A 14205-nucleotide genomic window follows, 5' to 3' on the forward strand; every position below is an offset into this window, starting at 1 on the left:
TTTATCTTATGGTTAAATCAATTACTTATTACGGGGTAGCTAATCCACAGAAAACGCATTTTGCTCTGAAAAAAGCAGCATGGCAAGTAGGATTATTGAATAATTGTAGAATGATCAGTTTGGTTTGTAGGCGTTGATTTGATTCATAGCCTGTTGTATTTCACCGCTAACCAGTAATTTAATGCGCGATAAAGCGTGATGAATCGCATCATCCATTAAATTTTGTTCACTGCTTGGGGCTTTGCTGAGCACATGACCGGACACGCGTTCTTTTGAACCAGGATGACCAATACCAACACGTAGGCGATGGAAGTTGGCACCCAGATGCGGCACAATATCGCGTAAACCGTTATGTCCACCGTGACCACCGCCTGTTTTTAGGCGAATGACACCTGGATCCATATCCAGTTCATCGTGTGCAATTAACATGGCTTCAGGGTTAACTTGATAGAATTTTGCGAAGGGGACAACACTTTTACCAGAGGCATTCATAAAGGTTGTAGGTAACAAAAGACGAACGTCTTGACCTTCAATATTACCTCGACCACTGATTCCGTAGAATTTAGGATCGGCTTTAAGGGCAATGCCATATTGTTCTGCTAGGCGTTCAACGAACCAAGCGCCTGCATTATGGCGGGTCTGGGCATATTCCTTACCAGGATTGCCCAAACCAACAATTAGCGAAAGTTTTGACACTAATTATACCGTCAACACTTATGCGCGTTTAAAGTCAGCGTGCATAGGCGTATTTTTAGCTGGGTGACGTTGTAAAGCTTGGATTTTAACGCTTTCAACTTTGTCGCCCACTTGGATTTCGATAACTTCTTCAAAGAATTTGTTATCTTCAAGTGCTTTAACAAGTTGACGAAGTTCTAAAGTTACAGTTACTGGAGCAGCTTCGCCGCCATAGATGATTGCTGGAACTTTAGCTTGAAGACGAAGGCGGCGGCTCGAACCTTTCCCTTGTACTGATTCGTCACGAGCTACTGCATTTAATACGAAGTTTGCCATGATGACATTTCCTCATTGAGTTTAATTGACTGAACCTTCGACCAGTTCAGTGATAGAAAGCTCTGCGTTTAACGGCAGAGCTTTAAAAATTTTGCGCTTATAGATAACTATCGAACATTGCGCTAATAGATTCTTCGTTGTTAATACGACGAATTGTTTCGGCAACCATACTGGCCACTGAAACTTGGCGAATCTTGCCAATTTCTAATGCTTCTTGAGAAAGTGGAATAGTATCTGTCACGACCAATTCATCGAGTACAGAATTTTTCAAATTCTCTAGTGCTTTACCAGAAAGTACAGGGTGTGTTGCATAAGCAACGACACGGCGAGCACCGAATTGTTTCAATGCTTCAGCAGCTTTACACAAAGTACCGGCAGTATCGACCATGTCATCCACAATCACACAATCACGATCTTTGACATCACCAATCAAATGCATCACTTGTGATTCATTCGCTTTTTGACGACGTTTATCAATGATTGCAAGATCGATATCACCCATTTGTTTAGCCACAGCGCGCGCACGTACTACACCGCCAACGTCAGGAGAAACAACCATAAGATTATGGTGTTGCTGTTGACGTAAATCAGCAAGTAACGCAGGAGTACCGTAGATATTGTCTACAGGAATATCGAAGAAACCTTGGATTTGGTCAGCATGAAGGTCGATCATCACAACGCGGTCAATTCCTACCGTTGTAAGCATATCTGCTACAACTTTGGCAGTAATGGGCACGCGGCTTGAACGAGGACGACGATCTTGACGAGCATATCCGAAGTAAGGGATGACAGCAGTAATACGACCTGCACTTGCACGACGTAATGCATCAGCCATAACGAGGACTTCCATAAGGTTGTCATTCGTTGGTGCACAAGTTGGCTGAACAAGAAATACGTCTTTACCACGAACATTTTCAGTAATTTCGACAGCAATTTCACCGTCAGAAAAATGACCTACAGATGCTGCACCTAAAGGAATGTGCAGGTGGCTTACAACTTTTTGAGCGAATTGTGGATGTGCGGTTCCACTAAAAACGACAAGATTGGGCATGAAGCACCCTTGGCGGTTGGAATGTTTGGAATAGATGGTAGGGGCGGCTGGATTCGAACCAACGGATGCCGAGATCAAAACCCGGTGCCTTACCACTTGGCGACGCCCCTAATGCGGCAGAACTTTAATATTTTTAATGCTCTATGTCAAGGTATATTAACAAATCAAGCCTTAAAATTTGTTCTATCTTTTTTGAGAAAATGGCAGGGGTAGCTGGATTCGAACCAACGGATGCCGAGATCAAAACCCGGTGCCTTACCACTTGGCGATACCCCTAAATTTGATCACTGTAATTTTTACTTAAACACTTGTTTAAATGGCAGGGGTAGCTGGATTCGAACCAACGGATGCCGAGATCAAAACCCGGTGCCTTACCACTTGGCGATACCCCTAAATTTGATCACTGTAATTTTTACTTAAACTCTTGTTTAAATGGCAGGGGAAGCTGGATTCGAACCAACGGATGCCGGGATCAAAACCCGGTGCCTTGCCACTTGGCGACGCCCCTAATGCGGCAGAACTTTAATATTTTTAATGCTCTATGTCAGGGTATATTAACAAATCAAGCCTTAAAATTTGTTCTATCTTTTTTGAGAAAATGGCAGGGGTAGCTGGATTCGAACCAACGGATGCCGAGATCAAAACCCGGTGCCTTACCACTTGGCGATACCCCTAATACAGTAATCTACAGATGTAATAATGGTAGGGGCGGCTGGATTCGAACCAACGGATGCCGAGATCAAAACCCGGTGCCTTACCACTTGGCGACGCCCCTATCACATAACTTGTAAATGACGTAATGGTGATTCATCTAGACTATTAACCAAGTAAGCTTTACAAGGTGAATGGGCTAAAATCTCATCAATTTTCATATTACGCGTTACTTCAGCAAAAACACAAGCACCTGTACCTGTAAGTTTTGCAGTCCCAAATTGATTGAGATACTGCAGAGCTTCATTTACTTCTGGATATAAACTTGCCGCCAAAGCGGTAAAATTATTTCCAAAGTTAAAAGGCTTTAACTGATAGGCGCAAAATGTAGATGGCTTCGTGTTTCTTGTCAATGTTTTTTGTGAAAAAAGCAATTGAGTGCTGATAAAACAGTCAGGTTTTAGCACAATGTATTGTTTTTGATCTAAGTCTATGAATGTTAATTGTTCACCAATGCCTTCTGCCCATGCATTGCGGCCATATACAAAAACCGGCACATCCGCGCCAAGTTGTAGCCCTAATACTGCCAACTGTTCAGTAGTTAACCCACATTGCCACAGTTGATTGACCACAATTAAGGTACTGGCGGCATTAGATGAGCCGCCGCCGAGTCCTGCACCCATTGGAATATTCTTTTCTATAGCAATGAGCAGTCCGCTTATTTTCTGTGCGTAGGGCTTTAACAGGTTGATGGCTTTGTAGATCAGATTGTGCTCTAAATCGACGCTGTCTAACCCCGCAATTGAAATATCTAAATCTACTGTTTGGGTGAATTGCAACCAGTCGGTTAAATCAATCAATTGAAAGATACTTTGCAATTCATGGTAGCCGTCCTCACGACGACCAGTGATATGCAAAAACAGATTAAGCTTGGCAGGAGAGGGAACACGGATCATAGGATTTTAAACTTTTAAAAATTAACGATTTTGGATCACCATGGTAATACGGTTTTCCTGACCTGATTCAAGCGCTTGCTTTAAAATTAGCTTATTGGGTAATTTCGCTTGATCGTTATAACTTAAATCCACCGTCCAGCCTGCTTCTAAAAACTGAGTGGGACGATTATGGGTATCTTTACTAATTTTCGCCTGACTTGTCGCGGGTTTGGCCTGAATCCAGTCGACTAAATGGGTAATGGGTGCTTGCCAGCCGGTTGCACGTTCTAATAGTTCTTCTGGCGTGGTTGCTTCAATTAAGCCAGTTTTGGCACTGTTTAAGCTGACTTCGCCGGGTTTGCCGGTAATTTGCGTTTTACCGACGCCTAAAATGCCACTTAACTCAATATCAAATTCTTGTTGTTGCTGTACCCAAGTAAAAAAAGCGCTACCAGATTGCGCCGGCGTTTTAACTCCAATTTTACCTTGAAGATTAAAACTATTCGGCGCTTCTGGAATCTGAGCGATATTTTGAGATTGTGGCTGAGTATACGGCTGACAGCCACTTAAGATCAGGGTGCTGGTTGCAATTACAGTTAAACTGATTTTTGAAAAAATACGCATAAAGGTCAGGAGTTCTTTTTTAGGTGAGGGGTTAACAATAATGATTTTAATTGCTCTAATTGCGGATCATTGGGATGTTTTGTTTGCAATTGTTGTAACACCGTACTGAATTTGGTTAAATCACCTTGCATATACAGCGCTTTGGCATAGCGCACGCCAATTTGAATACTGTGACTACTGTCATAGGCTTTTTCCAATACCCGTGCTGCGGTTTTAAAATCATTTTGTAAAAAGCTAATATAGCCCAAAGTATCTAAAATAGAAGCTTGTTCAGGTGCCAGTTCTAAAGCATGTTCCACGTATTGCCGCGCTTCATCTAAACGTCTATTTTGCAAGGCCAAGGTATAGGCATAGGCATTGAGATAAGTGGGGCTGTTCGGTTCAATCTCGAGAAGTTTTTTTAATAATTTATCCAGTTTATCTCTGTCTTGATAAGCATCCAGCAATAAAACTTCTGAGTAAATTAGCTCGGGATCATCTGAAATATTTTTAATGGCTTCATCTAATAGGCGCATAGCAGCTTTTTTATTGCCCATTCGCTTTAAAATATCGGCTTGCGCTTGATACAGAAAACTGGCCTGTTGCGGATAATTAACACGTTCTTGGGTTAAAAAACGCAGGGCATCACTGAGTTTATCTTGTTCTGCAAAAATATTAATCATATTGCGGCGCGAGACCGTATATAAGCTGCCATCCACCAAACGATAATAGGCTTTTGCAGTTTCAAAGTGCTGCTTTCGCTCTGCATTGACTGCTAGATAATAATAAGCTTCGTTCTGATATTGATTTGAGTAACGCAGTTCAACTAAAAAGCGTTCTGCCTTTTCATATTCTTCTAAGTCAATACTGGTTAGACCGGCAATAAATAGCGCTTCATCTTCTTGTGGCCATTTTTTTAAAATATCTTCTAGTTTATCTAATGCGAGTTTGGACTGATTGATTTTAATTAAATATTTAACCTCAGCTAAACGCACCTCTAAGTTACTCTTGTGCTTATAGCTGGATCTTGCATACCATTTTAAGGTGTCTTTTTCATTGCCCATGGCGGCCAATAAGTTGGCTTTCATGAGGATGAAACCTGTAACTTTTGGCCGTTTTTTCAGTGCACGATTGACTGTGACAAGTGCTTGCTCGAATTGTCCATTTTGCGCCTCTATCCCCGCAATAAGTAACAATACCGAAGGATTATTCCGCTGCTTGCTGGCGTGTAAGGCGGCAAGCAAAAAATCACGGTCATCCGCTTGTTCAGGGGTAATTCCTGCCAGAATTTTTTCTAAATCTGCATCAGGATCAATTTTTAAAATTTTATCTAAAGTCTCTGAGGCCAGTTCATATTCATGGGCTTTTAAGGCAATATGCGATAGATAAAATAAAGCCGGTACATCGGTAGGTTCTTGCACCACCCAATGGGTGGCAATGTCGAGCGCCGCTTTTAAGTCATTTTGTTCTAAGGCAATATTGAGTGCGCGCTGCTTGACCATGGTGGAGTTGCTTTTAATTGCCAGCACGGTGTAGTTGTGTAATGCTGTAGCAACATCATGGTTGGTCAGGGCAAATTCTGCGACCATGCTTTGCTGTATAGCATTATAGTTTGAATTGGCATGGTAAATATCTCCAGATGCTCTAATATGAACACTAGTAGCCATGCTCCCCACAAGTAAGAATGTGGTAGAATATTGCTTAATTGTCGCGCCGCTTATTCGGCTATTTGTTTGACGCAATTTTTCTTGATCCAAGTAATGCTTTTTATGACACCAATATTGCACAATAGCATAAATTTAGCGAAATGATGATCTGATATGTCTTTCTTTGCATTGGGTGTCAACCATCAAACCGCTTCTGTAGAACTACGTGAGCAAATTGCCTTTAACCCTGAAAAGTTAACGCAACTGCTTGCCAAGCAAAGCCAGCATCATGAATTGAATGATATGGTCGTGGTCTCTACATGTAACCGAACTGAAGTCTATGCCATATCTGATGATGCAGACATGGTAATGAATTGGCTCGCCCAAGCAAATGGTTTAGATGTTAAACAATTGTTTAATCATGTATATCGTTATGAAAATGCACAGGCCATGACGCATCTGATGCGTGTGGCCAGTGGATTGGATTCACTGATGTTAGGTGAGCCGCAAATTTTAGGGCAAGTTAAATCTGCGTTGGTGCTGGCCAAAGAGGCACAGACGGTGTCGAGTGATTTAAACCGCATTTTTGAATATGCTTTTTATGCCGCCAAACGGGTGCGCTCTGAAACGGCAGTGGGTAGTCATGCCGTTTCCATGGGGTATGCTGTGGCACAGCTTGCGCTACAAGTGTTTAGTCAACCTGAAAAATTGACGGTCATGGTGGTGGCTGCAGGCGAGATGAATAGCCTCGTAGCCAAACATTTGGCTGAAATGGGTGTGGGCAAGGTGCTGATTTGTAACCGTACTTCTGCACGTGCCGAGCGTTTAGCCGCTGATATTGCCCATCAAGTGGATGTCGAAATTATTCCATTTGCAGCGTTGGCCGAAAATTTATATCGCGCCGATGTGATTTGTAGCTGTACCGGAAGTTTGCATCAAGTTATTTCGTATGTAGATGTTAAAAAGGCTTTAAAAAAACGCCGCTACCAACAAATGTTATTGGTGGATTTGGCTGTACCGCGTGATATTGAACCTAAAGTTGAATCACTCGATGGCGTCTATTTGTATGGCGTGGATGATTTACAAAGTGTCATTAACGATAACTTGGCGCAGCGTCGTCAGGCAGCGGTTGAAGCTGAAGTCATGGTCAATCAATTGGCCACTGAATTGGTGACGCAGCAAAAAGTCAAACATGCCGGCAGCACCATCCATGCCTATCGTGAACAAGGCGAAGCCTTACGCCAAGAAGAACAGCAATTGGCTATGCAGCGAATGAGTCAGGGTGAAGATCCGCAACAAGTGCTACAAGAATTTTCCTATCGTTTAACACAAAAATTATTGCATCCCACCTCGATTTTACTGCGCCAAGCGGCTAAAGCTGAAGACCCGAGTTATTTTGAATCGATGCGCGATGATTTGGGTGAAATATTGACTAAGCGCCGTAAAATCAAACATGGCCATAATGACTAAGGTTTAAAGCAGAAGATTTTTTTCTAGCAAGCTTTTGATTATTCTTCTAATAAGCTGAGTGAACGTTTACAGTCAATTTCATAAATACGTTGTTTCAGATTGCGCATTTCAGCAATGCTGGTAAATTTCTTCGATTTAATTTTTTGCTGTAAACACTGGTATTGCAATTTAATTGAAAAATCTTCTGCCAGTTTGTCTGCTTGTTCAGGTGATGCTGTGTAATCACTGATTTGCGTATTTAATAAAATATGCTGTAAGTCATGATGATGATTGGCACAAGCGCCCAAAATATAATATTGAGAAAGCTCTGGATCATCCGGTAAGTCATCAAAAATACAATTAAAAATATTTAGAATCTTAAACAACAATTGATCGTGAGAAATTAAGGCGCGTAGCGGTTCAAAATGAATATATAGATACGGATGATTCATTAAAATGGCAATCACGTATTGTTCGGCATCAATTTTGGTGCTGAAACTTAAAGAGGCATCATTGTTGACTTGCGGTTGCCATTTGCGATTAAACCCTAATTTTTCCCTAAAAAATTGCTGCAATAAGTAGCGATATGAGCCGTGTTTTGGTAGCAACTCTGTCAATTGGCGTAATTCGCCCATCACCTGACTTTTACCTTCGGGCTTGCTGACATCATGATTTTGACTGAGGTGAGCAAAAACAAAGTCGGACAACAGCGGTGCTTGTTGTAGCAGGCGATTAAAATTTTCAAGCCCTTCACGGCGGATTAAAGAGTCTGGATCTTGATCATCCGGCAGGACAAAAAACTTCAACTCACGGCCATCACTGAGTAACGGCAGTGCAATCTCTAAGGTACGTCTGGCGGCTTTTTGTCCAGCGGCATCGCCATCAAAGGCAATGGTAATTCGGCTATTTTGTTTAAATAAAATGGTTAAATGATCGGTGTTACTGGCTGTGCCCAATGTTGCGACAGCCCCATAGATGCCGGCTTGCTGTAATGCAATCACATCCATATAGCCTTCGACCATTAACCAGTCTTGTGCTTTTTGCTTGCGACCTTCATAGAGTCCATACAACAATTGATTCTTATGGAAAACTTCAGAATCGGGCGAGTTAATATATTTGGGTTTAATCTCGTCATTGAGCGCACGTCCACCAAAACCGACTACACGACCTTTGGCATCGCGAATAGGGAAAATGACCCGATCTCGCAGCAAGTTAAAATCACGGCCATTGTCACTGGTGCGAATTAAGCCCAGTTGTCTGAGGCCTTCAATATCGTAGGGAAACGCTTTTTCTAGATGCTGCCAATCTTCCGGCGCATAGCCTAAACGCCAGTATTGAATGGTCTCAATGCTTAAACCACGTTGTCTAAAATACTGCTGCGCCGTTTGGCTGCGTGGTAATTGCTGCTGATAATACAGTGCAATATTTTCCAGTAAGTCGTATAGATTGCCGTCTTGTGTACTGTTTTGCTCAGCTTGTTCAAAGGCAATAAATGGATCGTGAGGATTAAATTCACTGTCTAGATGACTATTGTGTTGAAGCTCTTCAAACGGATCATGTTGGGCCACTATCGGCGGCTGATCGCTGCTGTTGTTTTCAGGCGCCGTGGCTGTCTTTTTAGGCGCTATAGCCGTCGGTTTAATTTCACGCTTATAAGAGAGGCGCTTGGTGTCTTGATTGTCTTTGGGAAGTTCAATACCACTTTGACTGGACAAGTCTTTCATCACATCGACAAAATTACGCCCATCAATGTCCATTAAAAAGCGAATGGCGTTACCGTTGGCTTGGCAGCCAAAGCAATGAAAATATTGTTTATCCCGATAAACATGAAACGAAGGTGACTTTTCCTGATGAAACGGACAGCAGCCAGAATAGGTGCGACCCGTTTTCTTAAGTTTCACGCGTTGACCAATCACATCGACAATATCGGTGCGATCTAATATTTGATCAATCGTGTGTTGAGGAATAGCCATACGTATGTTATCGAGTCGTGATTGATGGGATAAATAACTGACCTAAACTTAAATCAGGATTATATTTTAGCTAAAAGCAGGAAGATGTTTAAAATGAACTTGTATACCTTTTAGACACAAGGGTCAAGTTGAGCACTTAAAACAATAAAAGGGCAAGTATGATAACTTGCCCTTCATGAAAATGCGACTGCTAAGCGTGTTTATTCAGCGTTTGCTTTGGACTCATTTTCGGCTTTTGGTGCAGGAATATTGCTTTGACTTTCTGGGCGATCCAGCAATCCAAAACTTAAACGATTGGTCAGACTGCGTTTTTCAGTGGTCTGCATCTCTTGCTCTTGGTCCATGCTATTCGAGGTCTGTGCTTCGCGGCCTAAAATACCCAAGGTGGCGCGGTTAATCCAACTGCCTTCACTGCGTGCTGCACGTAGGTTGACGCTGCCATCGGCTTTCACTAAATTTGGATAATTCAGTTTAAGCACGTCAATATACTGTTGAGCGGTTTGCGTGTCACCGAGTTTTTCATAGCCATAGGCAATGGTTGCCAGTGCTTCAGGAACTTGTGGGGTTTGTGGGAAGTGCTCAACCACCCAATGCGAACGCTCAATAGCAGCCAACCATGCTTTACGTTTAATATTAAAACGTGCCGCATTCATTTCACTTTCAGCCAATTCATTGCCAATAAACTTCATGCGCTGCGCAGCATCTACTGCATAGGTACTAGAGGGGAAACGGCGGATGAAATCGACAAAATTTTGATAGGCAACTTTTAAATAACTAACATCACGGTGCGATTGTTTTAATGAGGTATAACGCAGTAAACCATCATAATTTTGTTCCATATTGGCCACACCACGAACATAGTAGGCGTAGTCCACATTTGGATGTTGCGGATTTAAACGGATAAAACGCTCAGCTAGGGTAATGGCTGTTTCATAATCTTTTTGTTGGAACTTCACATACAACAACTCTAATTGCGCTTGCTGCGTATAGTCACCGGTAGGATAGTAGGTGTCTAGGGCTTCAAGCTGCTTGGCTGCTTCAGTATATTGGCCACGTTCAAGGGCTTTTTCCGCTTTTTGAATATAAACTTGCTCGCTAGATTGCGGTCCTGTATCGACCACTTCTTTCTTTGGATTACTGCTACAGCCCACGATTGCCGTTGCAACGCCTAAAGATAAAGCAAGCATTGTCATTTTATAACGTGGTAACGACATAAAAATTCCTCTGTTAGTACTGGCAATGAGCTACAATTGCACCATTAAACCACTTTTGTCTGAATGAGCAAATGAGTCAAGCACAATCTTCTAATCCTGATTTACCTGAAACTGATTTTAATTTACTTGATGATTCTGAGGATGCAGATAACCATACTTCAGACTCAACTGCAACACGTTTATCGTTGCAATTTCAACTGGATGAAAGCTATTTAGGGCAACGTATTGATCAAGTCGCCGCACTGGTTTGGAATGATTTTTCACGTGAAAAACTGAAACAGTGGCTCAAAGACGGCCATTTGTTGGTAAATGGTAACGTTGTCAAGCCAAAATATAAATGTGAAGGCAATGAGTTACTTAGCCTTGATGTTGAGCTTGAGGTGCAAACCAAAAGTCTGCCAGAAAATATTCCATTAAATATTGTCTACGAAGATGACGACATTATCGTGGTGAACAAACCCGTCGGTATGGTTGTCCATCCGGGTGCGGGCAATGGTTCGGGCACATTGGTCAATGCTTTACTGTATCACTATCCAAAATCGGCAGAGCTGACGCGTGCTGGTTTGGTGCATCGTATTGATAAAGACACCAGTGGCTTACTGGTCATCGCTAAAAATCTTGAATCGCAGTTTGCTTTAAGTAAGCAATTGGCTAAGAAAACCGTGTACCGCGTTTATGATTTAGTGGTCTACGGTAATATTATTGCCGGCGGTACTATTGATGAGCCGATTAAACGCCATCCGGTCGATCGTATTAAAATGAGTATTTTACCGGGTGGTAAAAATGCAGTTACGCATTACAACGTGAAAGAGCGCTTCCAGAACTTCACACGCGTACAAGCTCGTTTAGAAACAGGACGTACCCATCAAATTCGTGTGCACTTTAGTTATCTAGGTTTTGGCTTAGTGGGTGATCCGGTGTATATGAATCGCGTTCGTGTCCCTGCAGGTGCATCTGAACTATTGACCGATACCTTGCGTGGTTTTAAGCGTCAAGCCTTACATGCGGTGAAACTCGGTTTGGTTCATCCACGTTCAGGTGAAGAAATGATGTTTGAAGCGCCATGGGCGGAAGACTTTAACCAATTGGTTGAAGTGTTGCGTAGCGAAAATAAAGCCTATTAAGTTATTTTTGCTTACTGCTTAAAATAAGGACACAGACATGCAATTTGTTCAAGGGCTTCCATTGGGTGTATATGTTGGGCAGACGCAAGTTGAGCATGCGCAGACTCAGCCAACTGCGCGCGTTGAACTGACTGGATTTAACTTGGCCTTGCATGTCGGCGATGATGTAAAGCGCGTGCAACAGCACCGCATGGCATTGTTGCAACAGTTCGCTGTATTTGGTGTTGATAAGCTTACATGGTTGAGTCAAACCCACAGTACGCTGTGTCACAGGATTGACGATGTGCTTTGTTTTGATGCATTAGAAGGCGATGGTTTAATTACCCAGCGTAAAGCTCATGCCTTAATGATGATGACCGCAGATTGCTTGCCAATCGTCTTGGGCAATGCCGCAGGCACAGAAGTGGCGAATGTGCATGCGGGTTGGCGCGGGCTAGCACAAGGCATTGTTGAACAGACCATTTCGGATATGCACACTCAGCCGACGTGGGCATGGTTGGGTGCAGCCATTAGCGAAGCGCATTTTGAAGTGGGTACAGAGGTTAAACTGGCTTTTTGTACTCAATATCCTGCACTACAATCGGCTTTTAAAGCAGGTATTACAGACAGTAAATTTTATGCAGATCTATATGCCATCGCACGCTATATCTTGCAGCAACATGGGGTTGAAACGGTGTTGGGCGGTGAGCAATGTACTTATTTACAAGTAGACGATTATTTTTCTTATCGCCGAACAGCGCAAACAGGACGTATGGCAACATTCGTGTTTATGACTTGAAACTGTTAAACTGAACGAAAATTTACTGCCCTTATTCTATGTCCTTATCTTCGAAATCTCTCGCAATCGTTTATCACAGTGCCTATGGGCATACTGCAAAGGTTGCCTCTGTTATTGCTCAGGGTGCCCAAAAAACGGGTATTCAAGTGCATCTTATGGATGTTGAACACGTAGATTGGGATGTGCTAGATCAAGCGGATGCACTTATTTTTGGCTGTCCGACCTATATGGGCAGCATAAGCTCTGCTTTAAAGCTATTTATGGAGCAATCCTCTAAGCGTTGGTTGGCGCGTACTTGGCAAGGGAAATTGGCTGCCGGCTTTACCAATGGCGGTGGGCTCAGTGGCGATAAACTTGCGGTATTACAGCAAATTAATTTATTCGCGATGCAACATGGCATGCTCTGGTCAGGCTTACCTTTTATGCCGACAGGACGCAGTTCACAAGATATTAATCGTATGTCGAGTTTTTTGGGTTTGATGACGCAGTCTGATAATGCCTCGGCTGAAATCACCCCACCGGAAGGTGATTTGGAAACAGCGGCTAAATTTGGTGCGCATGTGGCCTTGTTGGTGGCGCGTTTAAACTGATTTTAAACTATCTAGATGTATATTAAAAAACCTCCAAATGGAGGTTTTTTGTTTGTTATGGCTTAAAAATTATTTATGGAAAATACGCGCCTTATCACGTTGCCAATCGCGATCTTTTTCTGTGGCCCGTTTGTCATGCATTTGCTTACCTTTTACCAAAGCAATTTCAATTTTGGCTAAGCGACCTTTCCAATAACAAGCAAGGGGTACGCAGGAATAACCTTTTTGATTGATTGCACCCATGAGCTTTTCAAGTTCACGCCGTGACAAAAGCAACTTACGTGTACGCGTCGCTTCAGCCACCACATGCGTGGATGCAGACAATAGCGGTTGAATCTGTGCGCCAAACAAAAAGGCTTCATTGTCTCTAAACAGAATATAGCTTTCTGTAATGGTCATACGACCCGCGCGTAAAGATTTGACTTCCCAGCCTTGTAATGAAAGACCCGCCTCGAACTTCTCTTCAATAAAATAATCGTGACGTGCGCGTTTATTCTGCGCGATCGTGCCACCATTATTTTTTTTAACTACGATTGATTTCGACATAATACTAATATTCCAAGATTAACCACATTTTGCCTTAAACTGGCCCTAAGGTGAAGTTTTTTCAAATTTAAGGAGATTCTTCACTAAAAAAACAAGTTTTTGTTAAAATGAACATCTACCTAATAAACTAGAGTACAAATGGATGTCTAAAACTCGCGTCATTTATCCGGGCACCTTCGATCCTATCACCAATGGTCACATTGATTTGGTGTCACGTGCAGCGAAAATGTTTGATGAAGTGGTGGTGGCCATTGCCATTGGTCATCATAAAAATCCAGTCTTTAGTTTAGAAGAGCGCGTCGATTTAGCCCAGCACTCATTAAGTCATTTGGCCAATGTCGAGTTCGTTGGTTTTGATGGTTTGTTGGTGAATTTTTTTCATGAACAAAAAGCAACAGCTGTATTACGCGGTTTACGTGCAGTATCGGACTTTGAATATGAGTTTCAATTGGCCAATATGAATCGTCGACTTGATTCAAGTTTTGAAGCGGTGTTCTTAACTCCTTCAGAACAATATTCCTTTATTTCATCGACCTTGGTCCGTGAAATAGCCCGTTTAAATGGTGATGTGACCCAGTTTGTACCTCAAGCCGTGGTTGAAGCCTTTAAGCGTAAAAAACAGCAAGGTTGGTAA

Annotated in this window: 14 protein-coding genes and 6 tRNA genes; 5 read left to right on the forward strand and 15 right to left on the reverse strand. The window is 42.5% G+C overall.

The features are described 5' to 3' along the window. Positions 1–114 precede the first annotated feature (114 nt). From pth to SE27_RS05290, 12 genes are all read right to left on the reverse strand, one after another. On the reverse strand, positions 115–696 hold the full coding sequence (gene pth, locus SE27_RS05235; RefSeq protein WP_039621496.1) for an aminoacyl-tRNA hydrolase: 582 nt from the start codon (positions 694–696) through the stop codon (positions 115–117). Between the two features lie 18 nt (positions 697–714). Beyond that, on the reverse strand, positions 715–1011 hold the full coding sequence (gene rplY, locus SE27_RS05240; RefSeq protein ID WP_039621497.1) for a 50S ribosomal protein L25: 297 nt from the start codon (positions 1009–1011) through the stop codon (positions 715–717). Between the two features lie 97 nt (positions 1012–1108). After that, positions 1109–2062, reverse strand: a complete 954-nt coding sequence (locus SE27_RS05245) for a ribose-phosphate pyrophosphokinase (RefSeq protein ID WP_039621499.1) — start codon at positions 2060–2062, stop codon at positions 1109–1111. Positions 2063–2097: 35 nt separating this feature from the next. Next, a tRNA-Gln gene (locus SE27_RS05250) sits at positions 2098–2172 on the reverse strand. Between the two features lie 91 nt (positions 2173–2263). Further along, positions 2264–2338, reverse strand: a tRNA-Gln gene (locus SE27_RS05255). Positions 2339–2379: 41 nt separating this feature from the next. Further along, positions 2380–2454, reverse strand: a tRNA-Gln gene (locus SE27_RS05260). Between the two features lie 41 nt (positions 2455–2495). Further along, positions 2496–2570: transfer RNA gene (locus SE27_RS05265), tRNA-Gln, on the reverse strand. A gap of 91 nt (positions 2571–2661) precedes the next feature. Beyond that, a tRNA-Gln gene (locus SE27_RS05270) sits at positions 2662–2736 on the reverse strand. Positions 2737–2762: 26 nt separating this feature from the next. Then, positions 2763–2837: transfer RNA gene (locus SE27_RS05275), tRNA-Gln, on the reverse strand. A gap of 1 nt (position 2838) precedes the next feature. After that, positions 2839–3669, reverse strand: a complete 831-nt coding sequence (gene ispE, locus SE27_RS05280; RefSeq protein WP_039621501.1) for a 4-(cytidine 5'-diphospho)-2-C-methyl-D-erythritol kinase — start codon at positions 3667–3669, stop codon at positions 2839–2841. A gap of 21 nt (positions 3670–3690) precedes the next feature. Next, entirely contained in the window at positions 3691–4272 is a 582-nt protein-coding gene (gene lolB, locus SE27_RS05285; RefSeq protein ID WP_039621503.1) for a lipoprotein insertase outer membrane protein LolB, read from the reverse strand. Between the two features lie 5 nt (positions 4273–4277). After that, positions 4278–5993 carry a tetratricopeptide repeat protein gene (locus tag SE27_RS05290; RefSeq protein ID WP_039623822.1) on the reverse strand — a complete coding sequence of 572 codons (1716 nt, stop codon included), beginning with the start codon at positions 5991–5993 and terminating at the stop codon, positions 4278–4280. A 78-nt stretch (positions 5994–6071) separates the two neighbouring features. Here SE27_RS05290 and hemA point away from each other — a divergent pair, with 78 nt between their 5' ends. Beyond that, positions 6072–7367: a glutamyl-tRNA reductase gene (gene hemA / locus SE27_RS05295; RefSeq protein WP_039621505.1), complete on the forward strand. Its 1296-nt coding sequence runs from the start codon at positions 6072–6074 to the stop codon at positions 7365–7367. Positions 7368–7405: 38 nt separating this feature from the next. On the opposite strand, the gene SE27_RS05300 is transcribed toward hemA, so the two are convergent. After that, positions 7406–9319, reverse strand: coding sequence for a DNA primase (locus tag SE27_RS05300; protein WP_039621508.1), 1914 nt, complete (start codon positions 9317–9319; stop codon positions 7406–7408). A gap of 200 nt (positions 9320–9519) precedes the next feature. After that, on the reverse strand, positions 9520–10533 hold the full coding sequence (locus SE27_RS05305) for an outer membrane protein assembly factor BamD (protein WP_039621509.1): 1014 nt from the start codon (positions 10531–10533) through the stop codon (positions 9520–9522). Positions 10534–10604: 71 nt separating this feature from the next. Between SE27_RS05305 and rluD the strand changes: the two genes are divergently transcribed. From rluD to SE27_RS05320, 3 genes are read left to right on the forward strand one after another with little or no spacing between them, the layout of a single operon-like run. Further along, positions 10605–11657 carry a 23S rRNA pseudouridine(1911/1915/1917) synthase RluD gene (rluD, locus tag SE27_RS05310; protein WP_039621511.1) on the forward strand — a complete coding sequence of 351 codons (1053 nt, stop codon included), beginning with the start codon at positions 10605–10607 and terminating at the stop codon, positions 11655–11657. Positions 11658–11694: 37 nt separating this feature from the next. Continuing rightward, on the forward strand, positions 11695–12435 hold the full coding sequence (gene pgeF, locus SE27_RS05315; RefSeq protein ID WP_039621514.1) for a peptidoglycan editing factor PgeF: 741 nt from the start codon (positions 11695–11697) through the stop codon (positions 12433–12435). A gap of 38 nt (positions 12436–12473) precedes the next feature. Further along, complete coding sequence (locus SE27_RS05320) at positions 12474–13025, forward strand: flavodoxin family protein (RefSeq protein ID WP_039621515.1); 552 nt, start codon at positions 12474–12476, stop codon at positions 13023–13025. A gap of 69 nt (positions 13026–13094) precedes the next feature. Here SE27_RS05320 and smpB read toward each other — a convergent pair whose 3' ends face one another. Next, on the reverse strand, positions 13095–13571 hold the full coding sequence (gene smpB / locus SE27_RS05325; protein WP_039621517.1) for an SsrA-binding protein SmpB: 477 nt from the start codon (positions 13569–13571) through the stop codon (positions 13095–13097). A gap of 142 nt (positions 13572–13713) precedes the next feature. On the opposite strand from smpB, the gene coaD reads away from it, so the two are divergent. Beyond that, positions 13714–14205, forward strand: a complete 492-nt coding sequence (coaD, locus tag SE27_RS05330; RefSeq protein WP_039621519.1) for a pantetheine-phosphate adenylyltransferase — start codon at positions 13714–13716, stop codon at positions 14203–14205.

The organism is Acinetobacter harbinensis (assembly GCF_000816495.1).
In the GTDB taxonomy this organism is placed as follows: Bacteria; Pseudomonadota; Gammaproteobacteria; order Pseudomonadales; family Moraxellaceae; genus Acinetobacter; species Acinetobacter harbinensis.

Excerpts from the sequence above, each read along its gene's own strand:
- rplY (WP_039621497.1), bottom strand. The coding sequence starts at position 1,011 with ATGGCAAACTTCGTATTAAATGCAGTAGCTCGTGACGAATCAGTACAA.
- SE27_RS05245 (WP_039621499.1), bottom strand. The coding sequence starts at position 2,062 with ATGCCCAATCTTGTCGTTTTTAGTGGAACCGCACATCCACAATTCGCT.
- ispE (WP_039621501.1), bottom strand. The coding sequence starts at position 3,669 with ATGATCCGTGTTCCCTCTCCTGCCAAGCTTAATCTGTTTTTGCATATC.
- lolB (WP_039621503.1), bottom strand. The coding sequence starts at position 4,272 with ATGCGTATTTTTTCAAAAATCAGTTTAACTGTAATTGCAACCAGCACC.
- hemA (WP_039621505.1), top strand. The coding sequence starts at position 6,072 with ATGTCTTTCTTTGCATTGGGTGTCAACCATCAAACCGCTTCTGTAGAA.
- SE27_RS05300 (WP_039621508.1), bottom strand. The coding sequence starts at position 9,319 with ATGGCTATTCCTCAACACACGATTGATCAAATATTAGATCGCACCGAT.
- SE27_RS05305 (WP_039621509.1), bottom strand. The coding sequence starts at position 10,533 with ATGTCGTTACCACGTTATAAAATGACAATGCTTGCTTTATCTTTAGGC.
- rluD (WP_039621511.1), top strand. The coding sequence starts at position 10,605 with ATGAGTCAAGCACAATCTTCTAATCCTGATTTACCTGAAACTGATTTT.
- pgeF (WP_039621514.1), top strand. The coding sequence starts at position 11,695 with ATGCAATTTGTTCAAGGGCTTCCATTGGGTGTATATGTTGGGCAGACG.
- SE27_RS05320 (WP_039621515.1), top strand. The coding sequence starts at position 12,474 with ATGTCCTTATCTTCGAAATCTCTCGCAATCGTTTATCACAGTGCCTAT.
- smpB (WP_039621517.1), bottom strand. The coding sequence starts at position 13,571 with ATGTCGAAATCAATCGTAGTTAAAAAAAATAATGGTGGCACGATCGCG.
- coaD (WP_039621519.1), top strand. The coding sequence starts at position 13,714 with ATGTCTAAAACTCGCGTCATTTATCCGGGCACCTTCGATCCTATCACC.